This window comes from Rahnella sp. CJA17(1/100), from assembly GCF_963881615.1.
Classification (GTDB): Bacteria; Pseudomonadota; Gammaproteobacteria; order Enterobacterales; family Enterobacteriaceae; genus Rahnella; species Rahnella aceris.
Genome location: NZ_CAWOJA010000055.1, coordinates 176396 through 199750, shown reverse-complemented (window position 1 = coordinate 199750; position 23355 = coordinate 176396). Strand labels below are relative to the sequence as shown.

18 protein-coding genes are annotated in these 23355 nt (G+C 52.4%); 17 read left to right on the top strand and 1 reads right to left on the bottom strand.

Features of this window, described 5'->3' with window-relative positions:
• Position 1: 1 nt before the first annotated feature.
• Positions 2 to 1591 (bottom strand): 2-isopropylmalate synthase, encoded by a 1590-nt coding sequence (gene leuA / locus AACU55_RS19980; RefSeq protein WP_013577024.1) that lies wholly within the window; start codon positions 1589 to 1591, stop codon positions 2 to 4.
• Between the two features lie 739 nt (positions 1592 to 2330).
• On the opposite strand from leuA, the gene leuO reads away from it, so the two are divergent.
• The 17 genes from leuO (at position 2331) to AACU55_RS19895 (ending at position 23354) form a co-directional block, all read left to right on the top strand.
• Complete coding sequence (gene leuO / locus AACU55_RS19975; protein WP_037033438.1) at positions 2331 to 3278, top strand: transcriptional regulator LeuO; 948 nt, start codon at positions 2331 to 2333, stop codon at positions 3276 to 3278.
• 289 nt (positions 3279 to 3567) lie between these two features.
• Positions 3568 to 5364: an AMP-dependent synthetase/ligase gene (locus AACU55_RS19970; protein WP_134705975.1), complete on the top strand. Its 1797-nt coding sequence runs from the start codon at positions 3568 to 3570 to the stop codon at positions 5362 to 5364.
• Between the two features lie 427 nt (positions 5365 to 5791).
• Positions 5792 to 7510: an acetolactate synthase 3 large subunit gene (gene ilvI / locus AACU55_RS19965; RefSeq protein ID WP_013577021.1), complete on the top strand. Its 1719-nt coding sequence runs from the start codon at positions 5792 to 5794 to the stop codon at positions 7508 to 7510.
• A 2-nt stretch (positions 7511 to 7512) separates the two neighbouring features.
• Complete coding sequence (ilvN, locus tag AACU55_RS19960) at positions 7513 to 8004, top strand: acetolactate synthase small subunit (protein ID WP_013577020.1); 492 nt, start codon at positions 7513 to 7515, stop codon at positions 8002 to 8004.
• 166 nt (positions 8005 to 8170) lie between these two features.
• Positions 8171 to 9175, top strand: coding sequence for a catabolite repressor/activator (cra, locus tag AACU55_RS19955; protein ID WP_013577019.1), 1005 nt, complete (start codon positions 8171 to 8173; stop codon positions 9173 to 9175).
• A 708-nt stretch (positions 9176 to 9883) separates the two neighbouring features.
• Entirely contained in the window at positions 9884 to 10342 is a 459-nt protein-coding gene (mraZ, locus tag AACU55_RS19950) for a division/cell wall cluster transcriptional repressor MraZ (protein ID WP_013577018.1), read from the top strand.
• A gap of 2 nt (positions 10343 to 10344) precedes the next feature.
• The gene (gene rsmH / locus AACU55_RS19945; protein WP_037033435.1) at positions 10345 to 11286 is read left to right on the top strand and encodes a 16S rRNA (cytosine(1402)-N(4))-methyltransferase RsmH; all 942 of its coding nucleotides are present in this window, start codon (positions 10345 to 10347) and stop codon (positions 11284 to 11286) included.
• Positions 11283 to 11603: a cell division protein FtsL gene (gene ftsL, locus AACU55_RS19940; protein WP_013577016.1), complete on the top strand. Its 321-nt coding sequence runs from the start codon at positions 11283 to 11285 to the stop codon at positions 11601 to 11603. Before rsmH ends, ftsL begins: the two co-directional genes overlap by 4 nt.
• Positions 11604 to 11630: 27 nt before the next feature.
• A complete protein-coding gene (locus AACU55_RS19935) occupies positions 11631 to 13394 on the top strand; it encodes a peptidoglycan glycosyltransferase FtsI (RefSeq protein WP_119262108.1) in 1764 nt (587 codons plus the stop codon).
• Entirely contained in the window at positions 13381 to 14868 is a 1488-nt protein-coding gene (gene murE, locus AACU55_RS19930) for a UDP-N-acetylmuramoyl-L-alanyl-D-glutamate--2,6-diaminopimelate ligase (RefSeq protein ID WP_013577014.1), read from the top strand. Before AACU55_RS19935 ends, murE begins: the two co-directional genes overlap by 14 nt.
• The gene (gene murF / locus AACU55_RS19925; protein ID WP_112150992.1) at positions 14865 to 16226 is read left to right on the top strand and encodes a UDP-N-acetylmuramoyl-tripeptide--D-alanyl-D-alanine ligase; all 1362 of its coding nucleotides are present in this window, start codon (positions 14865 to 14867) and stop codon (positions 16224 to 16226) included. Before murE ends, murF begins: the two co-directional genes overlap by 4 nt.
• Positions 16220 to 17302 carry a phospho-N-acetylmuramoyl-pentapeptide-transferase gene (gene mraY / locus AACU55_RS19920; protein WP_013577012.1) on the top strand — a complete coding sequence of 361 codons (1083 nt, stop codon included), beginning with the start codon at positions 16220 to 16222 and terminating at the stop codon, positions 17300 to 17302. Before murF ends, mraY begins: the two co-directional genes overlap by 7 nt.
• A gap of 2 nt (positions 17303 to 17304) precedes the next feature.
• Positions 17305 to 18621 carry a UDP-N-acetylmuramoyl-L-alanine--D-glutamate ligase gene (gene murD, locus AACU55_RS19915; protein ID WP_037033430.1) on the top strand — a complete coding sequence of 439 codons (1317 nt, stop codon included), beginning with the start codon at positions 17305 to 17307 and terminating at the stop codon, positions 18619 to 18621.
• Positions 18621 to 19823: a cell division protein FtsW gene (ftsW, locus tag AACU55_RS19910; protein WP_013577010.1), complete on the top strand. Its 1203-nt coding sequence runs from the start codon at positions 18621 to 18623 to the stop codon at positions 19821 to 19823. Before murD ends, ftsW begins: the two co-directional genes overlap by 1 nt.
• Complete coding sequence (gene murG / locus AACU55_RS19905) at positions 19820 to 20887, top strand: undecaprenyldiphospho-muramoylpentapeptide beta-N-acetylglucosaminyltransferase (protein WP_134705974.1); 1068 nt, start codon at positions 19820 to 19822, stop codon at positions 20885 to 20887. The genes ftsW and murG overlap by 4 nt, the downstream gene beginning before the upstream one ends.
• A 78-nt stretch (positions 20888 to 20965) precedes the next feature.
• Complete coding sequence (murC, locus tag AACU55_RS19900) at positions 20966 to 22441, top strand: UDP-N-acetylmuramate--L-alanine ligase (protein ID WP_015690468.1); 1476 nt, start codon at positions 20966 to 20968, stop codon at positions 22439 to 22441.
• Positions 22434 to 23354 carry a D-alanine--D-alanine ligase gene (locus AACU55_RS19895; RefSeq protein ID WP_134705973.1) on the top strand — a complete coding sequence of 307 codons (921 nt, stop codon included), beginning with the start codon at positions 22434 to 22436 and terminating at the stop codon, positions 23352 to 23354. Before murC ends, AACU55_RS19895 begins: the two co-directional genes overlap by 8 nt.
• Position 23355: the final 1 nt, after the last annotated feature.

Below are 23355 nucleotides of genomic sequence, written 5' to 3'. Positions count from 1 at the left end.
TTCACACCGTTTCCTGATTATTTTGAATGTTGTTGTGTTGCTGACCTGTCTGCTGCAAACGTTGTTTTTCGATCTCAACTTGTTTGCTGCGCCAGATGTTATTCAGTACGTGTACCATCGCTTTTGCGGAGGATTCGACAATGTCTGTCGCCAGCCCGACACCGTGGAAGCGGCGGCCATTGAAGGAGACGACCACGTCAACCTGACCCAGGGCATCGCGGCCCTGACCTTTGGCGCTCAGCTGGTATTTCACCAGTTCAATCTGATAACCGGTGATGCGGTTGATAGCCTGATACACGGCATCTACCGGACCGTTGCCGGTAGCGGCTTCGGTAATGATTTCTTCGCCACAGGCCAGATTGACTGACGCAGTGGCGGTAATTTTTGAGCCGGACTGCACGCTGAAGTTATCCAGACGATAGAATTCAGGTTCTTCCTGCTGCTTGTTAATGAAGACCAGTGCTTCTAAATCGTAGTCGAAAACCTGACCTTTTTTGTCGGCCAGCTTCAGGAACGCGGCATACAGATGATCCAGATTGTAATCAGCTTCTTTGTAGCCCATTTCTTCCATGCGATGCTTAACGGCAGCACGACCGGAACGGGAAGTCAGGTTCAACTGAACCTGATTCAGACCGATGGATTCCGGGGTCATGATTTCGTAGTTTTCACGGTTTTTCAGCACGCCGTCCTGATGGATCCCGGAGGAGTGTGCGAAGGCGTTAGAGCCGACAATGGCTTTGTTGCCCGGGATCGGCATGTTGGTTATCTGGCTGACAATCTGGCTGGTGCGGTAGATTTCTTTGTGATTAATGTTGGTGTGAACGTTCATGTAGTCGCTGCGGGTGCGGATCGCCATGATCACTTCTTCCAGCGCAGTGTTACCGGCGCGTTCACCGATACCGTTCAATGTGCCTTCAACCTGGCGCGCACCGGCCTGTATCGCGGCGATGGAGTTACCGACAGCCATGCCCAGATCATCGTGGCAGTGAACGGAAATAATCGCTTTATCAATGTTTGGAACACGCTCATACAAATTGGTGATGATGCCACCGAACTGAACCGGCGTCGTGTAACCCACGGTGTCAGGAATGTTGATGGTGGTCGCCCCGGCTTTGATTGCAGCTTCGACCACGCGGCACAGATTATCCAGTGGGGTACGGCCGGCATCTTCGCAGGAGAATTCGACGTCGTCAGTATAATTACGGGCGCGTTTCACGGAATGCGTGGCCATTTCCAGCACCTGATCAAACGAGCGCTTCAGTTTGGATTCAATGTGCAGGGTAGAAGTGGCCAGGAAGACGTGGATTCGGAAAGCTTCTGCGACGCGTAATGCTTCGGCAGCGGCGTCGATGTCACCGTCCACACAGCGGGCCAGACCGCAAACACGGCTATTTTTAATCTGGCGCGCGATAGTTTGTACAGACTCGAAATCGCCGGGAGAGGAGACCGGGAAGCCGACTTCCATCACGTCAACGCCCATTCTTTCCAGCGCCATTGCAATTTGAATCTTCTCTTTAACACTCAGGCTGGCTTGTAACGCCTGTTCACCGTCACGCAGCGTGGTATCGAAAATAATGACTTGCTCGCTCATGGGTTATTCCTTGTCTGCTTTTACTTTCGCGCCCTGCGGGAGATAAAAAAAAACCCGCGCATCGGCGCGGGTTTATTGTCTGTGGAAGTTGAATCAGTTCTGATTTTCGCCCACTGGCTTACCGCGCAAATATTCTGCGTTGAGTAGTAGGCCTAGGAGACGGGTCATCATGAACATGTGTTTCAGCTTCTCATCATCGGGTGGTCAGAACGGATATCGTTCAAACAGTGACTAAAGTGATACGGGAATGTGTGCGGTATGTCAACCTTCACTGTGTGGAAATTCAAGAAAATCGCCAAAATGATATTTAATCTCATTTAGCATAAAACACTGGCGTCGCCGAGGTACTCGGGATGAAGGTTTTAAAGGGGGGCGGAAAAATAAGAACAAAAAAAATGCACCCGCCCGGGGGCACCTGGATAAATACTCTATTTAATACAGTGAATTAAAAATGATTTAGTATGGCTTAACTTATTATTCATTTTTAGAATGTTGTTTACGGAAATATTTTGCTGTTTGATATCATCAGTTTCTTTGTGGGAAATAAAATTTGTATTTCTGTTTCTGATTATTGGAAACAAAAATTCATATTTTTCTGAAAATGAATTGATGAGAATTTGCTGCGTTTTCTCTGCCAATATTTATGTTCCCCAATACCATCTCAATGCTGCGCTTTACGAAATAGATTATTGAAGATAATCATTTTATTTGGATTCGAATGTCTATTATGAGGGATATCATGTCTGACGCCGATACAGAAATACAACCTAAAACCGCTGAGGCAGAAACGCACCTTCGCAATGTTGATTTAAATTTATTAACGGTTTTTGATGCCGTCATGCAATTACAAAATATTACACGTGCAGCCAATATGTTGGGGATGTCCCAGCCAGCGGTCAGTAATGCCGTTGCCCGTTTGAAAGTGATGTTTAATGATGATTTGTTTGTGCGTTTCGGGCGCGGGATCCAACCGACGATGCGTGCACGTCAACTGTTTGGCCCGATCAGACAGGCTTTGCAACTGGTGATGAACGAACTGCCGGGGGCAGGTTTTGACCCTTATCTCAGCACACGCCAGTTTAATGTCGCTATTTGCAGCCCGCTCGATAAACGCTTCACCAGCCTGGTGCTGAATGCCGCCGAAGAATTATCGCCGGGTGTCAGTGTTAAACTGCAAACGATTGTTAACGATGATATTGAACATCAGCTGCGTTACCAGAATATAGAATTTGTGATCAGTTATCGTAAATTTGAGCGTGCTGATTTTTGCAATCATGCCTTATTTAATGATGAGCTGGTTCTGGTTGCAGCGCAAAATCATCCCCGCATCAGCCCGCATATGTCTGATGAAAAGTATCTGAAAGAAAAACATGCTGTCATGATGATGGACCGCTTCTATTCTTTCAGTTCACCTTATTACGACGACTCTGAATTAGTTTCGCTGATTTCCTATCAAGGAACCGATCTGTTCAGTGTCATGGAAATTGTCTCCAAAACCGACATGGTTGCACTGGTGCCGCGCTGGCTGGCACAGGCAAATGCAGGAATACTTAATTTATCCGTCATTCCATTGCCGTGGATGAAAAATACGCTGACTTGTTATCTTTCCTGGCACGAATCATCCAGCAAAGACAAAGGTAATATGTGGATGAAAACATTATTGAGCCAGTGTGTTGTTTCTCTGTAATCAGTCAGTCATTACGACTTTTTTGGCAGCCGCGATTGCAGCGAAAGTGGCTGCCTGTTCTTTATCAGATAGTTTTTTATCCTGCAGGTTTTTTTCTCCTCGTTAGAGTCCTGCAGGTTTTTTTTGTCTTAGAAATTCCGCGTGATATTTCCAAAACCCTGCTGCAGCTCCTACAATTTCATTTCGCCTTGCAATCTTTGTCGGTAGACTGCGTTAAATCTTTGTAACAGAGCAATGCAGTCAGCTCCCTCCTTTTACTGACTACGCTGGACGCCGGTATAAACGCTCAATGAATCCAACCTTAAATGATTACCATCTGATTTCCCGTTTTCGTCAGCAAGTCGTTGCCCGCGCTGAACAGACTGCATTTCGCGAGTGGTCGCCAGCGGCAGAATCTGCCCTGACCTGGCGTGAGCTGGGCGAGAAAGTGGATGCCTTATCCGACGTGTTATTGCAGGAGCAAGTGGGCGTTCAGGAACGGATCGCCATTTGCGGGAATAATTCGATGGCCTGGGCGACAGCAGATCTTGCGATCCTGCAATTGCGTGCTGTCACCGTGCCGGTTTATGCCACCAATACACCCGCGCAGTCCGCATATGTACTCAATGATGCGGATGTCCGTATTTTGTTTGTCGTCGGTCAGAAACAATATGACGCGGCGGTGGCTGTGCGTGATCTCTGCCCGCAGCTGAAACACATACTGGTGCTGGACAATGATGTCGATTTACGTGGCGTACCCATTGCCCGGCATGTTTCAGGCGTTGTTCCCCGGGATGCTGCTCTAGCTGCTGAGCGTGAAGTGCGGGTGAATGCCCGTGACCTGAGTGATCTGTTCACGCTTATCTATACCTCGGGCACCACCGGAGAAGCAAAAGGCGTGATGCTGGATTACCGCAGCATGGCGACGCAACTGATGCAGCATGAAAGGCGTCTGAGCATTTCGGAGCATGATGTTTCCCTTTGTTTTCTGCCGCTGGCGCACGTTTTTGAACGCGCATGGAGTTTCTTCGTGATGCATTGCGGTGCGCAAAACGTGTTCCTGCGCGAAACTGATCTGGTGCGTGATGCTTTGCAGGCCATTAAACCGACAGTAATGTGTGCGGTACCGCGCTTCTATGAAAAAGTGTTCAGCGCGATCCACGACAAAGTCGCGCGCGCAGGAACCCTCAAAAAGCGGCTTTTCCACTGGGCCGTCGGGCAGGGCAAAGAGAAGTTTTTGATCGAGCGCCGTGGCGAACGTTATCCGTTCTGGCTGGCGCCTGCGCATTTTCTCGCCGATAAACTGGTGCTAAAAAAGCTGCGTGATTTGCTGGGTGGCAATCTGCGTTTTCTGCCTGCCGCCGGTGCAAGTCTGGACGACAATGTCATTCTGTTTTTCGAATCACTCGGTCTGAAAATCAAATACGGCTACGGCCTGACGGAAACGTGCGCGACGGTGACCTGCTGGGAAGAAAATGATTTCCGCTTTGGTTCTGTCGGAACGGCGTTACCAGAGATTGAAGTGCGGATCGGCGAGGAGAATGAGATTCAGGTTCGCGGCCCAACACTCCTGCGGGGTTACTTCAATAAACCGGAAGAGACGGCGGCCAGTTTCACTGCCGACGGCTGGTTTAAAACCGGTGATGCCGGGAAAATGGATGCACAAGGGAATGTGTTTATTACCGAACGACTCAAAGATCTGATGAAAACGTCGGGCGGAAAATACATTGCTCCGCAGCGTATCGAAGGCACGCTGGTGCAGGATCGTTATATCGAGCAGGCGGCAGTCATCGCCGATGAAAGGCACTTTGTTTCTGCGCTGATCGTGCCTGATTTTGATGTGCTGAACGTGTATGCCCAGGCGCACCGTATTGATTATTTCAATCGCGCCGGACTGGTGAAAAACGAGCAGATCCTCTCGCTGTTTGCTCACCAGCTACGCGAGATTCAGCATGATCTTGCCGGTTTTGAGCAGGTGAAAAAGTTTGTGTTGCTGACCAAACCTTTCACGATGGAAGCGGGTGAACTGACCCCGACCCTTAAACTGCGCCGCAAAAATATTTTCAGCCGTTATCAGAAGGAAATCGATCAGCTTTATCAGGAGTAATGCTTCATCTGCCCGTTTCATCACTTTCCTTTCTGAATCACCGGCGTATGTCACTTCGCCGGTTTTCTTCCCTCGTTTTAGTTTCAGGTCCGCTATGGACATAATTTAATACTGTAATTTTTCCAGCCTTCCTGATATTTCTGACTGGTTAGTGCTCGCAGGCAGTGTTTTGTCCCGAGCGGGAGAATGAAGGCAGTGCGAGGCGATAAAATCATGCCTGTGCAGAATTTTTGGCGTTTGCCTGACTCCGGTTCTGACGCTAAGGTACTGAGTTAGATTCTTGAACGCCAATAAGAACAGCAGGGTTTTGTGAGCCCGATAGAAAGTCCTAAAATTCAGCAATTTATCTTTAAATTGCTGCTGATAGAACAGCTAGCTGAAACACAAGTCATCCTATAAAAGAAGCAAAAAGCCTGGAGGCAAAACCATGGAGATGTTGTCAGGAGCCGAGATGGTCGTCCGGTCGTTAATCGACCAGGGCGTTAAGCACGTATTCGGTTATCCCGGCGGTGCGGTGTTGGATATCTATGATGCCCTGCATACGGTCGGTGGGATAGATCATGTGCTGGTGAGACATGAACAGGGTGCTGTTCATATGGCTGACGGTTATGCGCGTGCCACGGGTGACGTGGGCGTCGTGCTGGTGACTTCCGGTCCCGGCGCAACCAATGCGATCACCGGCATTGCCACGGCTTATATGGATTCCATTCCGCTAGTGGTGCTATCCGGCCAGGTACACAGTTCACTCATCGGTTATGACGCATTCCAGGAATGCGACATGGTGGGGATTTCACGCCCGGTGGTGAAACACAGTTTTCTGGTAAAACGTGCGGAAGATATTCCGACTGTGCTGAAAAAAGCGTTTTATCTTGCCTCTACCGGCCGTCCTGGCCCGGTGGTTGTCGACCTGCCAAAAGATGTGGTGAACCCGCAGATTAAACTGCCTTACGCCTATCCTGATCAGGTTGCGATGCGCTCCTATAACCCGACGGTGCAAGGCCATCGCGGGCAAATCAAACGCGCAGTCCAGACTTTACTGGCGGCGAAGAAACCGGTGTTGTACGTCGGCGGCGGTGCGATTAATTCTGAGTGTGATGCTGAACTGTTGCAACTGGCAGAGAAACTGAATCTGCCCGTCACCAGTTCCCTGATGGGGTTGGGCGCATTTCCCGGAACCCATCGCCAGAGCCTCGGTATGCTCGGCATGCACGGTACTTACGAAGCCAATATGGCGATGCACAACGCGGATTTAATCTTCGGTGTGGGTGTGCGTTTCGACGACCGTACCACCAATAATCTGGCGAAGTACTGCCCGAATGCGACGGTTATGCACATTGATATCGACCCGACGTCCATTTCCAAAACCGTGAATGCGGATATTCCGATTGTGGGTGATGCGAAGCAGACGCTGATTCAGATGCTGGAATTGCTGGCACAAAGCGACGAAAAGCAGGAATTCGATGCGCTGCGCGACTGGTGGCAAAATATTGAGAACTGGCGCGGGCGTGAGTGCCTGAGCTACGACAAAAATACCGGTACCATCAAGCCACAGGCGGTTATCGAAACGCTGCACCGTCTGACCAAAGGCGATGCCTACGTCACGTCGGACGTCGGGCAGCATCAGATGTTTGCTGCACTATATTATAAGTTCGATAAACCGCGTCGCTGGATCAACTCCGGTGGCCTCGGCACGATGGGCTTTGGCCTGCCTGCTGCGCTGGGTGTGAAACTTGGCCTGCCGGATGAGACGGTAATTTGTGTGACCGGTGACGGCAGTATCCAGATGAACATTCAGGAGCTGTCGACCGCGCTGCAATACGATTTGCCAGTGATCGTCGTGAACCTGAACAATGGCTATCTGGGCATGGTGAAGCAGTGGCAGGACATGATTTACTCCGGCCGTCATTCTCAGTCTTACATGCAATCGCTGCCTGATTTCGTGAAACTGGCGGAAGCTTACGGGCATGTGGGTATTGCTATCCGCACGCCGGATGAGCTGGAAAGCAAGCTGGCGCTGGCGCTGGAACAGAAAAATCGTCTGGTATTTGTTGATATCAGCGTGGATGAAACAGAACACGTTTACCCTATGCACATCCGTGGCGGTGCGATGGACGAAATGTGGTTAAGCAAAACGGAGAGGACCTGATCATGCGCCGGATTTTATCAGTATTACTGGAAAACGAATCGGGCGCGTTGTCCCGCGTGGTTGGCCTGTTCTCTCAGCGTGGCTATAACATTGAAAGCCTGACCGTTGCACCGACGGATGATCCTACCTTGTCGCGCATGACGATTCAGACCGTGGGTGATGCCAAGGTGCTCGAGCAAATCGAAAAACAGCTGCATAAGCTGGTAGACGTATTACGAGTCACGGAACTGGTGCAGGGCGCTCACGTTGAGCGTGAAATCATGCTGGTGAAGGTGCAGGCTTCCGGTTATGGCCGGGAAGAAGTTAAACGCTCTACCGAGATTTTCCGCGGTCAGATTGTGGATGTCACAGCAACGCTTTACACCGTTCAGCTGGCGGGTACCAGTGACAAACTGGACGCGTTTTTAGCCAGTATCCGTGATGTGGCTGAAATCGTCGAAGTTGCGCGCTCCGGCGTAGTGGGTGTCTCCCGTGGCGACAAAATCATGCGCTAAAGCGTAAATAATCAGCAAGATGTGAAACTTATCTGATATTTAAAAGCCCGGCTCTTGAGTTGGGCTTTATTTTTTGCGAGACAGGTGAAGCGATTCGGTAAAACACCTTGCCCGGCAGAGGCTTCTGCGGTTAGATAAAGCATTATCTTTATTAAGGGGTTTCTCAGTGAAGCTGGATGAGATCGCGAGGTTAGCGGGCGTTTCGCGTACAACGGCCAGTTATGTGATTAATGGCAAAGCGAAACAGTATCGTGTCAGCGATAAGACAGTCGAAAAAGTTATGGCTGTCGTGAAGGAACATAACTATCACCCGAATGCGGTGGCAGCGGGTTTACGCGCCGGTCGCACCCGTTCTATTGGCCTGGTGATCCCCGATCTGGAAAATACCAGTTACACCAAAATCGCCAACTTCCTCGAGCGTCAGGCCCGTCAGCGGGGTTATCAACTGCTAATCGCCTGTTCAGAAGATCAGCCTGACAACGAAATGCGCTGCATCGAACATCTGCTGCAACGTCAGGTAGATGCGATCATTATTTCCACGTCATTGCCGCCGGAACATCCTTTCTATCAGCGCTGGGCCAACGATGATTTCCCGATCATTGCGCTTGATCGCGCTTTGGATCCCGAACACTTCATCAGTGTTGTGGGTGCCGATCAGGATGACGCACTGATGCTGGCGCAGGAGTTGCGCACCTTTCCTGCTGAATCGGTATTGTATCTCGGCGCGTTGCCTGAGCTTTCCGTGAGTTTTCTGCGCGAGCAGGGATTCCGCCAGGCATGGGCTGAAGATCCACGCCAGCCGGAATACCTTTATGCCAATGCTTATGATCGTGAATCAGCGGCCATAGTGTTTGCCGAATGGCTAAAAACGCACCCGATGCCGCAGGCGTTATTTACGACGTCATTCCAGCTGTTGCAGGGTGTGATGGACGTGACGCTGAAAATGGAAGGGCGTTTACCGGTCAATCTCGCTATTGCCACATTCGGCGATAACGAGCTGCTCGATTTCCTCGAATGCCCGGTTCTGGCCGTGGCGCAGCGTCACCGCGATGTGGCTGAACGTGTACTGGAGCTGGTTCTGGCCTGTCTGGATGAGCCGAAGAAGCCGAAAGCCGGGCTGACCCGTATCCGCCGTAATTTGTTCCGCCGTGGTCGCCTGAGCCGCAAATAAATCCCGGACGGGTATTCACCTGACTGCCCGTCTTTTTCACCGTTGCTGAATCGCGTTAAAACATTCCGGTAATTTGCGTTGCCGTTTCTGATAATCAAAATACGAGAATTCCCATATGACTTTAATGGGCAATTTAGGAGCATTCCCATACTGCTGAATTATTAACAAATGTTTTTGCTTTCCTTCTGCTGATATAAACCTTCCAATCAATTTCTAAAATACGTTAATGCTCGCCGCAAAAGTGCTGTAGAATTCCCCGCTTAAATTCCAGCGGTGTGAGTTTGCTGCGGTACTGATGGCTTTTAAATCTGCCCGAAGGCTTATGCCATGCGGGTTGGCATGTAAAATGATGTTGATTTAGACGTGACAGCCAGAAAAAAATTGAAAATGATTTTTGTTAAGGCAAAACGGTCAGGAAATGAGAGTTGGATAGCAGAAGAATATAAATAGTTAAATAATGTTCAGTTTGGCTTTTTTTTAAACGAAATTATTAACCCTCCGAAATTTCTTCAACTAATCATGACGTTATTTTCTATACCCCCTCTAAAAAACCTCATCACATTGCGCTAAGCATTTGTGTGGCTGCGTAAATATTGCCAAACCGTCTCCGCTCTGGCTTGACAAGGTTTTAAAACCATCCGTAAACTCTTTTCTGTGGGAATTTGTGGGGGAAAGTGGTGAAAAGGGTCACAGAGGGGTAGAGCGGTCATGTTTCGTGGCGCGACGATGGTTAACCTCGACAGTAAAGGGCGACTTGCCGTACCCACCCGTTATCGGGATTTACTGAGCGAAGAATCGCAAGGTCAAATGGTGTGCACCATAGACCTCCATCACCCATGTCTCCTCCTTTACCCCCTCCCTGAGTGGGAAGTTATCGAACAAAAATTGTCCCGTCTGTCGAGTATGAACCCCATTGAGCGCCGTATTCAGCGCCTTTTACTGGGGCATGCCAGTGAATGTCAGATGGATAATGCCGGGCGTCTGCTGATTGCAACAACATTGCGTCAGCATGCCGGGCTCGCAAAAGAAGTGATGCTGGTTGGGCAGTTCAATAAGTTTGAATTGTGGGATGAACAGACCTGGTATCAACAAGTTAAGGAAGACATCGACGCTGAACAATCGTCTCAGGAGCCACTTTCTGACCGATTACAGGACTTGTCATTATAAGCATGGTTGAAAACTACAAACACACTTCCGTTTTGCTGGATGAAGCCGTTAACGGCCTCAACATTCGACAGGACGGCATTTACATAGACGGAACTTTTGGCCGTGGTGGCCATTCACGTCTGATTCTGTCCCAGCTTGGGCCGGACGGACGCTTGCTGGCGATTGACCGTGATCCACAGGCGATCAAAGCCGCAGAATCTATTGATGATCCGCGTTTCTCTATCGTTCACGGACCTTTTTCTGATCTGGCCGACTATGTGCGGGATCGGGGTCTCGAAGGCAAGATCGACGGCGTACTGCTGGATTTAGGCGTTTCTTCTCCTCAGCTTGATGATCCTGAACGTGGATTCTCATTTATGCGTGACGGGCCTCTGGATATGCGTATGGATCCTACCCGTGGTTATTCAGCAGCTGAATGGCTGATGAAAGCCGAAGCCGAAGATATTGCCTGGGTGTTGAAAACTTTTGGTGAAGAGCGTTTTGCCAAACGCATTGCACGCGCGATCGTTGAGCGTAACCGCGAATTGCCGATGACCCGGACTAAAGAGCTGGCGGATCTGATCGCTAATGCCTCGCCAGTGCGTGAGAAGCACAAGCATCCGGCCACGCGCAGCTTCCAGGCGATCCGTATCTACATCAACAGTGAGCTGGAAGAGATTGAACGTGCGCTGGATGGCGCACTGGAAATTTTGGCACCTGAAGGACGTTTATCCGTGATCAGCTTCCACTCTCTGGAAGACCGGATTGTGAAACGCTTCATCCGTCAGCATAGCCGTGGCGCGCAGGTGCCAGCCGGTATCCCGATGACGGAAGCGCAAATCGCGGAACTTGGCGGACGTTCTCTGAAATCAGTCGGGAAAATGATGCCCTCTGAAGCCGAAGTGGCAGAAAACCCGCGGGCACGCAGTTCTGTTCTGCGTTTTGCTGAGAGAACAACAGCGTGATAGGCAACGAACGCCACGGATTAGTGGGAGTGATCGCCAGCGATATCCTTCGTAACGGCAAGATCCCGTTAATTCTGATGATCGCCGTTTTGGTCAGCGCAATTTTAGTGGTCACTACCGCTCACCGTACGCGTTTGCTGACGGCTCAGCGTGAACAATTAGTCCTGGAAAGGGATGCGCTGGACATTGAATGGCGCAACCTGATCCTTGAAGAGAACGCCCTCGGTGATCACAGCCGGGTAGAACGCATCGCAACGGAGAAATTGCAAATGCAACACGTTGATCCATCTCAAGAAATTATTGTGGTTCAGCCTTAAAATGCGCACGGAGAATACAGGCAGCGAATGAAAGCAACACGCACCGCGAAGTTAAAGCGTCCCGAAAATCAAGCCAGCTTTATCAGCTGGCGTTTTGCGTTGTTGTGCGCTTGTATCCTGCTGGCATTGGTTGGCCTGATGTTGCGTGTGGCGTATCTGCAGGTGATTAATCCGGATAAGCTGGTGAAGGAAGGTGACCTGCGTTCCCTTCGCGTACAAACCATTCCAACCTCCCGTGGCATGATTACCGATCGCTCTGGTCGCCCGCTGGCGGTCAGTGTACCGGTTAATGCCATCTGGGCTGACCCAAAAGAAATTAGCGATCGCGGCGGTATCACCTCCGATACCAAATGGAAAGCGCTGGCCGATGCACTGAATATGCCTCTTACCCAACTTTCTTCCCGCATTACTGCCAATCCAAATGGGCGCTTCGTGTATCTGGCGCGTCAGGTCAATCCTGCGGTCGGCGAATATATCCGTAAACTCAAACTGCCGGGGATTTCCCTGCGTCAGGAATCCCGCCGCTATTACCCGGCCGGGCAGGTGACGTCGCATGTTATTGGCGTCACCAATATCGACGGAGAAGGTATTGAAGGCGTCGAGAAGAGTTTTGACCGCTGGCTGACCGGTAAACCGGGTGAACGTACCATTCGTAAAGACCGCTTCGGGCGCGTCATCGAGGATATTTCTACTGTAGACAGCCAGGCAGCACACAATCTGGCGCTCAGCATCGATGAGCGTTTGCAGGCGCTGGTTTACCGCGAGCTTAACAACGCCGTGGCATTCAACAAAGCCGAGTCGGGCACTGCGGTGCTGGTCGATGTGCAAACCGGTGAAGTGCTGGCGATGGCTAACAGCCCGTCCTACAACCCGAACAACATGCCGGATACGCCAAAAGACGTGATGCGTAACCGTGCCATCACCGACATCTTCGAACCGGGTTCCACAGTGAAACCGATGGTGGTGATGACGGCATTGAAAAACGGTGTGGTGCGCGAGAACAGCGTACTGAATACTTTGCCGTACCGGATTAACGGTCATGAGATTAAAGATGTGGCCCGTTACGCGGAGCTTTCCGTTACGGGTATCTTGCAGAAGTCGAGTAACGTCGGTGTTTCACGACTGGCGTTATCGATGCCATCCGCTGAGCTGGTAGATACTTACTCGCGATTCGGATTGGGAAAACCGACCAATTTGGGGCTGGTCGGAGAAAGCAGTGGCTTATACCCTAAAAAACAACGGTGGTCTGACATAGAGAGGGCCACCTTCTCTTTCGGCTACGGGCTAATGGTGACACCTCTCCAGTTAGCGCGAGTCTACGCAACAATCGGCAGCATGGGCGTTTATCGCCCATTGTCGATCACACGAGTTGATCCGCCGGTTTCCGGCGAGCGCGTCTTCCCTGAACCGCTGGTACGTACCGTTGTGCATATGATGGAAAGCGTGGCACTGCCTGGCGGCGGTGGCGTGAAAGCGGCAATCAAGGGCTATCGCATTGCGATTAAAACCGGTACCGCAAAAAAAGTCGGCCCGGATGGGAAGTACGTTAACAAATACATTGCCTATACCGCCGGCGTTGCGCCAGCAAGCAATCCAAGATTTGCCCTTGTGGTGGTTATCAACGATCCACAGGCAGGGAAATATTACGGTGGGGCCGTTTCCGCACCGGTGTTTGGCGCCATCATGGGCGGCGTATTGCGCACCATGAACGTTGAACCGGATGCGCTGACTGCCGATGAAAACGCAGACATAGTGAATAATCAAAAAGAGGCTTCAGGTGGCAGATCGTAATTTGCGCGACATCTTAGCGCCCTGGGTGAGTGATGCCCCGGCGGTAGCGCTAAAAGACATGATTCTGGACAGCCGCGTTGCGGCTGCCGGCGATCTGTTTGTCGCGGTTTCAGGCCATACCAGTGACGGGCGTCGTTTTATTCCCCAGGCAATTGCCCAGGGCGTCGCCGCCGTTGTGGCCGAGGCAAAGGGTGAGCAACAGCACGGAACGGTCTGCCAGATGCATGGCGTACCGGTGGTTTATCTTGAGGATCTCAATATTCTGCTGTCAGAGCTGGCGGGACGTTTTTACCAGCAACCGGGCAAAGAATTACGTCTGGTTGGCGTAACTGGCACCAACGGCAAAACCACGACCACGCAACTGCTGGCGCAATGGAGCCAGTTGCTGGGCGAAACCAGTGCCGTGATGGGCACTGTGGGCAATGGCCTGCTGGATAACGTGATACCAGCGGAAAACACCACCGGTTCTGCCGTACAGGTTCAGCACATTCTGGCTGACCTGGTGAAACTGGGTGCAACCTTTGCCGCAATGGAAGTTTCTTCACACGGGCTGGTTCAGCACCGTGTTGCCGCACTGCCGTTTGCCGCTGCCGCATTTACCAACCTGAGCCGTGATCACCTTGATTACCACGGTGATATGCAAAGCTATGAAGATGCCAAATGGCAGCTTTTCGCCTCACATCAGGTCGGTCAAAAAATTATCAATGCTGACGATGAAGTCGGTGCACGCTGGCTGGCGAAAACGCCAAATGCTATTGCGGTCAGCATGGAAGACAAAATTCCGGCAGGCTGGAGTGGCCGCTGGCTGGTGGCACGTAGCGTGAATTATCACGATAACGGTGCCACCGTAAACATCGATTCAAGCTGGGGTGAAGGCAAGCTGGAGAGCCGCCTGATGGGGGCCTTCAACGTCAGCAATCTGCTGGTTGCGCTGGCCACGCTGCTTTCTCTGGATTATCCGCTGGCGCAATTACTGGCGACCGCCTCTCAGCTGCAACCGGTTTGTGGCCGTATGGAAGTTTTCAATGCGCCGGGTAAACCTACGGCAGTGGTTGATTATGCGCACACTCCTGACGCACTGGAAAAAGCGCTGGCGGCAGCGCGGCTACATTGTCGCGGCACGTTGTGGTGCGTTTTTGGTTGCGGTGGAGATCGCGATAAAGGCAAGCGTCCGCTGATGGGCGCTATTGCTGAGCAATACGCTGACCGCGTGATTGTTACCGATGATAATCCTCGCAGCGAAGAGCCTCGCGCTATCGTTGCAGATATCCTTGCCGGTCTGCTTGATGCAGGACGTGTGCAGGAAATCCATGGCCGCGCAGAAGCAGTCACCAGCGCGATCATGCAGGCGAAAGAAGACGACGTTGTGTTGATTGCCGGTAAAGGGCATGAGGATTACCAGCTCGTCGGAAACCAGCGTCTCGACTATTCCGACCGTGTGACGGTTGCACGTTTGCTGGGGGTGATCGCATGATCCGTGTTTCCCTGCAAACGCTGGCTGATGCGCTCAACGCTGAGCTCATCGGCACTGATACTCAAATTGACAGCGTGACGACGGACACCCGTCAGATCACTGAAGGCTGTTTGTTTGTCGCCCTGAAAGGCGAAAAATTCGATGCCCACGACTTTGCCGCTGATGCCGTAAAAGCCGGTTCAGGGGCTTTACTGGTAAGTAAGCGCTTACCGGTAGATGTTCCTCAGTTAGTGGTTGCTGACACCCGTATTGCGCTCGGGCAACTGGGCGGCTGGGTGCGTCAGCAGGTTCCGGCGCGTGTCGTCGGCCTGACCGGTTCATCCGGCAAGACGTCTGTGAAAGAGATGACCGCGGCGATTTTGCGCGAGTGCGGCAATGTGCTGTATACCGCAGGCAACTTCAATAACGACATTGGCGTTCCTCTGACGTTGCTGCGCTTAACGGCAGAACATGATTTTGCTGTCATCGAAATGGGCGCGAATCATGCGGGTGAAATCGCCTACACCACTGCGCTGGCACGACCTGAAACGGCGCTGGTGAATAACTTGTCCGCCGCACATCTGGAGGGTTTCGGTTCCCTCGCAGGCGTGGCCCGTGCGAAAGGCGAGATTTTCGATGGGCTGCCGGAAAACGGCATTGCCGTGATCAATGCGGATAACAACGATTGGGCGAACTGGCAGCATAAGCTGAACGGTAAAACCGTCTGGCGTTTTTCTCCCGCTTTCGGTGAAGGCATCGATTTCAGTGCGACTGATGTCAACATCAGCCCGCTGAATACCGCGTTCACACTGCATTCTCCTCAGGGCAGCATTGATGTTTCGCTGCCGGTTCCGGGTCGTCACAATATCGCTAACGCACTCGCGGCGGCTGCGCTGGCAATGTCTGTCGGTGCATCGCCGGAGAACGTGCGCGCCGGGCTGGCGACGCTGCAATCCGTGAAAGGGCGCTTATTCCCGATCGTTATCAGCGAGGGCAAAACCTTGCTTGATGACAGCTACAACGCGAATGTGGGTTCAATGACCGCTGCTGCACAGGTGCTGGCGGAAATGCCGGGCTACCGCGTGATGGCAGTGGGCGATATGGCTGAACTGGGCGCTGAAAGCGAACATTGCCATCGTCAGGTCGGTGAAGCTATCCGCGACGCCGGTATCGACAAAGTATTCAGCATTGGTCATGACAGCCGCATCATCAGTGATGTCAGCGGGTGTGGTGAACATCTGGAAGATAAGGCAGCCCTGACGGCCCGTTTAACGAGCTTACTGTCTGAACATGCGGTAATTACCGTTTTGATTAAAGGTTCACGTAGTGCCGCAATGGAGCAGGTAGTACGCGCGTTACAGGAGAATGCAACATGTTAGTTTGGCTGGCCGAACATTTGGTCAAATATTATTCCGGCTTCAACGTCTTTTCTTATCTGACGTTTCGCGCCATTGTCAGCCTGCTGACCGCTTTGTTCCTGTCGCTGTGGATTGGGCCTCGCATGATTGCCCGTCTGCAGAAAATGTCTTTCGGCCAGATTGTCCGTAACGACGGCCCGGAATCACATTTCAGTAAACGTGGTACACCAACGATGGGCGGCCTGATGATTCTGGCGTCTATCACGATTTCCGTATTGATGTGGGCCTATCCGTCCAATCCATACGTGTGGTGCGTACTGTTCGTATTGCTGGGTTACGGTGTGGTGGGCTTTATCGATGACTATCGCAAAGTCGTGCGTAAAGACACCAAGGGGCTGATCGCCCGCTGGAAATACTTCTGGCAGTCAGTCATTGCGCTGGCCGCCGCTTTCACGATGTATGCCATTGGTAAAGACACGCCAGCGACCGAGCTGGTGGTGCCGTTCTTTAAAGACATCATGCCGCAGCTGGGTTTGATGTACATCCTGCTGAGCTACTTTGTGATTGTCGGTACCAGTAACGCCGTCAATCTGACGGATGGTCTGGACGGGCTGGCGATTATGCCAACGGTTTTCGTCGCGGCGGGCTTTGCGCTGGTGGCATGGGCGACCGGTAACATGAATTTTGCCAGCTACCTGCACATCCCTTATCTGCGTCACGCGGGTGAACTGGTGATCGTGTGTACCGCAATTGTCGGTGCCGGGCTCGGGTTCCTGTGGTTCAACACCTATCCGGCACAAGTTTTCATGGGCGATGTCGGTTCTCTGGCGCTGGGTGGCGCGCTGGGCACTATCGCTGTGCTGCTGCGTCAGGAGTTTTTGCTGGTGATTATGGGCGGTGTGTTTGTTGTCGAAACCCTGTCGGTAATCTTACAAGTTGGGTCCTTTAAGTTACGTGGGCAGCGCATTTTCCGTATGGCGCCTATCCATCATCACTACGAACTTAAAGGCTGGCCGGAACCGCGCGTTATTGTGCGCTTCTGGATTATTTCGCTGATGCTGGTGCTGATTGGCCTGGCGACGCTGAAGGTACGGTAATTATGGCTGACTATCAGGGTAAAAAAGTGGTCATCATCGGGCTGGGTCTTACCGGCCTGTCTTGTGTTGATTTCTTTGTTGCACGTGGCGTCACGCCGCGTGTCATTGATACCCGCGTCAGCCCGCCAGGACTCGATAAACTGGCGGATAACATTGAGTGTCATCTCGGTTCACTCAATGAAGACTGGCTGCTGGACGCTGATTTGATCATTTCAAGTCCGGGTGTTGCGCTGGCAACGCCAGCACTGAGTGCAGCTGCAGAGGCTGGCGTGGAAATCATTGGCGATATCGAATTGTTCTGCCGCGAAACGCAAACCCCAATTGTGGCTATCACCGGTTCGAACGGTAAAAGCACCGTCACCACGCTGGTCGGCGAGATGGCGAAAGCGGCCGGATGGCGCGTGGGCGTGGGCGGCAATATCGGTTTGCCTGTGCTGACCATGCTGGATCACGAATACGATCTGTTTGTGCTTGAGCTTTCCAGCTTCCAGCTTGAAACCACACACAGTCTTCATGCGGCGGCGGCGACTATTCTCAACGTAACTGAAGACCACATGGACCGCTATCCGTTTGGTTTGCAGCAATACCGTGCAGCCAAACTGAAAGTTTATGAGAACGCAGCATTATGCGTCGTCAATGCCGACGATGCGCTGACCATGCCGGTACGTGGCGCGGATAAACGCTGCGTGAGTTTTGGTGTTGATGTGGGGGATTACCATCTGACCCGTCAGCAGGATGATATCTGGTTACGTGTGCGTGGCGAGAAAGTCCTGAATACCCGTGAGATGCCACTGACAGGACGCCATAACTACACCAATGCCCTGGCGGCGCTGGCGCTGGCGGATGCAGTCGGTATTCCTCATGCGTCCAGCCTGAAAGCCCTGACGACCTTTACCGGTCTGGCTCATCGTTTTCAGGTGGCATGGCAACATAACGGCGTTCGCTGGATTAACGACTCTAAAGCGACCAATGTCGGCAGTACCGAAGCCGCATTGAACGGTCTGCACGTTGAAGGCACGCTGCATCTGTTATTAGGCGGGGACGGTAAATCTGCTGATTTCTCGCCACTGACGCGTTATTTGCAGGGCGACAATCTGCGTATTTACTGCTTTGGCCGTGATGGCGCAGAGCTGGCGGATTTGCGCCCTGACGTTTCTTCCTTGTTTGAAACGATGGAACAGGCGATGCGTGATATCAGCACGCGTGTGGTTTCCGGCGATATGGTTTTACTGTCGCCAGCCTGCGCCAGCCTGGATCAGTTCCGCAGTTTTGAACAACGCGGCGATATCTTTACCGCGCTGGCGAAGGAGTTGGGTTGATGCGGATACCCGGGCTGAGCCTCGTCGGCAAATTTAATGATTGGGTGATGGGCGCCAAAGAAAGCGAGTCCGTCACACTGGTGTTGTATGACCGGACTTTGCTGTGGCTGACCTTCGGGCTGGCTATCGTCGGCTTCGTGATGGTGACATCAGCGTCGATGCCGATTGGTCAGCGTCTGGCAGACGATCCGTTTTTGTTTGCTAAACGTGATGCTATTTATCTCGGTCTGGCCTTTGGTTTATCGCTGGTGACATTGCGTGTGCCGATGGCGGTCTGGCAGAAGTACAGCAATGTCCTGCTGCTGCTGTCGGTCATCATGTTGCTGGTGGTGCTGGTGGTGGGCAGCTCGGTTAACGGGGCATCACGCTGGATTTCTCTCGGGCCGCTGCGTATTCAGCCGGCAGAGTTCTCCAAGTTGTCACTGTTCTGCTACCTCGCCAGCTATCTGGTGCGAAAAGTGGATGAAGTGCGCAGTAACTTTTGGGGCTTCTGCAAACCGATGGGTGTGATGGTCGTGCTGGCAGTATTGCTGTTGGCTCAGCCGGACCTTGGTACGGTGGTTGTACTGTTCATCACCACGCTGGCGATGTTATTCCTGGCAGGGGCCAAAATGTGGCAGTTCCTGGCCATTATCGGTTCGGGCGTATTCGCAGTGGTACTGCTGGTTCTTGCCGAGCCATACCGTATGCGCCGTGTGACATCGTTCTGGAATCCGTGGGCGGATCCGTTTGGTAGTGGCTACCAGTTAACTCAGTCACTGATGGCATTTGGTCGTGGCGAATTCTGGGGACAAGGTTTAGGTAATTCAGTCCAGAAACTGGAGTATTTACCTGAAGCACACACCGACTTTATCTTCTCCATTTTAGGCGAGGAATTGGGGTATTTCGGTGTGGTTCTCGCCCTGTTAATGGTATTCTTCGTCGCTTTTCGCGCCATGTCCATCGGGCGTCGCGCGTTAGAGACCGACCAGCGTTTTTCTGGGTTTTTGGCCTGTTCAATTGGCGTGTGGTTTAGCTTCCAGGCGTTGGTTAACGTCGGGGCTGCGGCGGGCATGTTGCCAACTAAAGGCCTGACATTGCCGCTCATCAGTTACGGTGGGTCGAGCCTGTTAATTATGTCGACGGCAATCGTGTTATTGCTGCGAGTGGATTTTGAAACGCGGCTGGCAAAAGCCCAGGCGTTTGTAAGGAGTGCCCGATGAGTGGCAATACCCGGCGTTTAATGGTGATGGCAGGTGGTACCGGGGGACATGTTTTCCCGGGACTGGCAGTAGCCCATCATCTTATCGCGCAAGGTTGGGAAGTTCGCTGGCTGGGTACAGCAGACCGAATGGAAGCGGATTTGGTTCCAAAGCATGGTATCGAGATTGATTTCATTAAAATTGCCGGATTGCGTGGGAAAGGTCTGAAAGCGCAACTAACGGCACCGGTTCGCATATATCATGCGTGGCGTCAGGCGAAGGCCATCATGAAGCGCTTCCAGCCTGATGTGGTATTGGGCATGGGCGGATATGTGTCCGGTCCCGGAGGCCTGGCTGCCTGGTCACTGGGTATTCCGGTGGTGTTACACGAACAAAATGGCATTGCCGGCATGACCAATAAAGGGTTGTCGCACATTGCCAAAAAAGTATTGCAGGCGTTTCCGGGGGCATTTCCAAATGCTGACGTTGTTGGCAATCCGGTGCGTACTGACGTGCTGGCGCTGGAATTACCGGCAACCCGACTGGCCGGCCGCGAAGGTCCAATCTGTGTATTAGTGATTGGTGGCAGTCAGGGCGCGCGAGTCCTTAATCAGAGCATGCCGGAAGTGGCAGCGCTGATGGGCGATAAGATTACGTTGTGGCACCAGGTCGGTAAAGGTGCTCTGGCGTCAGTGAATCAGGCTTATGAAAAAGCCGGTCAGACGCAGCATAAAGTGACCGAATTCATTGATGACATGGCAGAGGCTTATGCCTGGGCCGATGTGGTGGTTTGCCGCTCCGGTGCGTTAACGGTCAGTGAAATTGCCGCCGCAGGTTTACCCGCGATTTTTGTGCCTTTCCAGCATAAAGACCGTCAACAGTACTGGAATGCGCTGCCGCTGGAAAAAGCCGGTGCCGCGAAGATTATCGAACAGAAAGATTTTAGTGCCGCCGCCGTCGCTGATCTGATGGCCGGATGGGACAGAACCCATCTGATGGAAATGGCGATGGCAGCACGTGCTGCCGCCATCCCTGATGCGACAGAGCGTGTAGCCGCTGAAGTGGTTGCCGCAAGCAAAAAATGAAAATGAACGGGCCACGCAGTGTGGGGTCCCAGCCGTAAGAAACGGATTAATCAGTAACCTGAAATAGTGAATAAAAACGTGAATACACAACAATTGGCGAAACTGCGTACCTTCGTGCCCGAGATGCATCGTGTCCGGCACATTCACTTTGTTGGCATCGGTGGTGCCGGCATGGGTGGTATCGCCGAAGTGTTGGCCAATGAAGGCTATCAGATCAGCGGTTCTGATTTAGCACCTAACGCGGTGACTCAGCAACTGACCGCGCTGGGCGCGACGATTTATTTCAATCACCGCCCGGAGAACGTGCTGGATGCCAGTGTGGTGGTAGTTTCCACCGCTATTTCATCCGATAACCCGGAAATTGTTGCGGCGCGTGAAGCCCGTATTCCGGTGATCCGCCGTGCAGAAATGCTCGCTGAACTGATGCGTTTTCGTCACGGTATTGCCGTGGCAGGTACGCACGGTAAAACAACGACCACGGCGATGGTGACCAGTATTTATGCCGAGGCCGGACTAGACCCGACCTTTGTAAACGGTGGACTGGTGAAAGCGGCAGGTACGCATGCGCGTCTGGGTTCAAGCCGTTTTCTGATCGCTGAAGCAGACGAAAGCGACGCGTCTTTCCTGCATCTGCAACCGATGGTGGCCATCGTGACCAACATTGAAGCGGATCACATGGACACGTATCAGGGTGACTTTGAAATCCTGAAGCAGACGTTCATCAATTTCCTGCACAACCTGCCGTTCTACGGGCGCGCAGTGATGTGTATTGATGATCCGGTTATCCGTGAGCTGATCCCACGCGTAGGACGTCATATGACGACGTACGGTTTCAGCGAAGACGCCGATGTGATTATCGAAAATTACCGTCAGGTGGGCGCGCAAGGTCACTTCACGCTGCGCCGTCAGGACTTGCCGCTGATAAGCGTTACGCTCAATGCGCCGGGTCGTCACAATGCGCTGAACGCCGCGGCCGCAGTTGCCGTCGCGACGGACGAAAATATCAGCGACGATGCTATTTTGCGTGCGCTGGCAGGTTTTCAGGGTACCGGCCGCCGTTTCGATTTTCTGGGCGAATACGCGCTGGAAAATGTGAACGGTAAAACAGGTAGCGCGATGCTGGTCGATGACTACGGCCACCATCCGACAGAAGTGGATGCGACGATCAAAGCCGCGCGTGCGGGCTGGGCAAACAAGCGCCTGGTGATGATCTTCCAGCCGCACCGTTATACCCGTACTCGCGATCTGTACGACGATTTCGCAAATGTGCTTTCGCAGGTTGATGTGCTGATCATGCTGGATGTGTATCCGGCCGGTGAAGCGCCGATCCCTGGCGCAGACAGCCGCTCGTTGTGCCGCACTATTCGCGCACGCGGCAAGCTTGATCCGATTTTGGTTTCTGATATTGAGGCGGTGCCGGAAAGTCTGGCGCAAATCCTCGAAGGCGACGATTTAGTTCTGGTTCAGGGCGCCGGTAATGTCGGCAGAGTGGCCCGTAAATTGGCAGATCAAAAGCTGCAACCAGTAAAGAAAGGTGAAGAACATCATGTCTGAGAAAGTAGCGGTATTGTTGGGTGGTACTTCCGCAGAACGCGATGTGTCATTACAGTCAGGTGCCGCAGTGCTGGCTGGTTTACGTGAATCCGGTGTTGATGCCCACGGCATTGATACCAAAACGTTTAATGTGGCGCTTCTCAAAGAAGAAGGGTACAGCAAAGTCTTTATCGCACTTCACGGTCGCGGTGGCGAAGACGGAACGTTGCAGGGTTTGCTGGAGCAAATCGGTTTGCCTTATACCGGCAGCGGCGTGATGGCGTCGGCGCTCACTATGGACAAGTTCCGCACCAAACTGGTGTGGCAGGCTTTAGGGTTACCGGTCACGCCGTTTGTCGCACTGCATCGTTCACAAATTGAAGAAGCAGGGCAGGGCACTCTGGCGGCAAAAATCGCCGAATTAGGCCTGCCGGTGATCGTCAAACCAAGCCGTGAAGGTTCCAGCGTCGGGATGAGCAAAGTGACGACTGAAAAAGAGTTGTTACCCGCCCTGCAGGAAGGTTTCAGGCATGACGATAACGTACTGATCGAAAAATGGCTGAGTGGCCCGGAATATACCGTGGCTATCGTGGGCAACCAGGTGATGCCCTCGATTCGCATCCAGCCAGCCGGTACGTTTTATGACTATCAGGCAAAATATCTGTCTGATGAAACACAATATTTTTGCCCGAGCGGTTTAAGCGAAGCGCAGGAGCAGCAGTTGACTGCACTGGCCTTGCAGGCTTATCAGGCGCTCGATTGCAGTGGCTGGGGACGTGTCGACGTCATGCAGGACGGTGACGGCAACTTCAACTTACTGGAAGTGAATACGTCGCCGGGAATGACCAGCCACAGTCTGGTGCCGATGGCGGCTAAACACGCCGGGCTGAGTTTCCCGCAACTCGTTTTCCGTATTCTGGAACTGGCAGACTGAT

What these genes read in the sequence shown, in the direction of transcription:
- leuA (WP_013577024.1), bottom strand. Translation starts at nt 1,591, where the DNA reads ATGAGCGAGCAAGTCATTATTTTCGATACCACGCTGCGTGACGGTGAA.
- leuO (WP_037033438.1), top strand. Translation starts at nt 2,331, where the DNA reads ATGTCTGACGCCGATACAGAAATACAACCTAAAACCGCTGAGGCAGAA.
- AACU55_RS19970 (WP_134705975.1), top strand. Translation starts at nt 3,568, where the DNA reads ATGAATCCAACCTTAAATGATTACCATCTGATTTCCCGTTTTCGTCAG.
- ilvI (WP_013577021.1), top strand. Translation starts at nt 5,792, where the DNA reads ATGGAGATGTTGTCAGGAGCCGAGATGGTCGTCCGGTCGTTAATCGAC.
- ilvN (WP_013577020.1), top strand. Translation starts at nt 7,513, where the DNA reads ATGCGCCGGATTTTATCAGTATTACTGGAAAACGAATCGGGCGCGTTG.
- mraZ (WP_013577018.1), top strand. Translation starts at nt 9,884, where the DNA reads ATGTTTCGTGGCGCGACGATGGTTAACCTCGACAGTAAAGGGCGACTT.
- rsmH (WP_037033435.1), top strand. Translation starts at nt 10,345, where the DNA reads ATGGTTGAAAACTACAAACACACTTCCGTTTTGCTGGATGAAGCCGTT.
- AACU55_RS19935 (WP_119262108.1), top strand. Translation starts at nt 11,631, where the DNA reads ATGAAAGCAACACGCACCGCGAAGTTAAAGCGTCCCGAAAATCAAGCC.
- murF (WP_112150992.1), top strand. Translation starts at nt 14,865, where the DNA reads ATGATCCGTGTTTCCCTGCAAACGCTGGCTGATGCGCTCAACGCTGAG.
- mraY (WP_013577012.1), top strand. Translation starts at nt 16,220, where the DNA reads ATGTTAGTTTGGCTGGCCGAACATTTGGTCAAATATTATTCCGGCTTC.
- murD (WP_037033430.1), top strand. Translation starts at nt 17,305, where the DNA reads ATGGCTGACTATCAGGGTAAAAAAGTGGTCATCATCGGGCTGGGTCTT.
- ftsW (WP_013577010.1), top strand. Translation starts at nt 18,621, where the DNA reads ATGCGGATACCCGGGCTGAGCCTCGTCGGCAAATTTAATGATTGGGTG.
- murG (WP_134705974.1), top strand. Translation starts at nt 19,820, where the DNA reads ATGAGTGGCAATACCCGGCGTTTAATGGTGATGGCAGGTGGTACCGGG.
- AACU55_RS19895 (WP_134705973.1), top strand. Translation starts at nt 22,434, where the DNA reads ATGTCTGAGAAAGTAGCGGTATTGTTGGGTGGTACTTCCGCAGAACGC.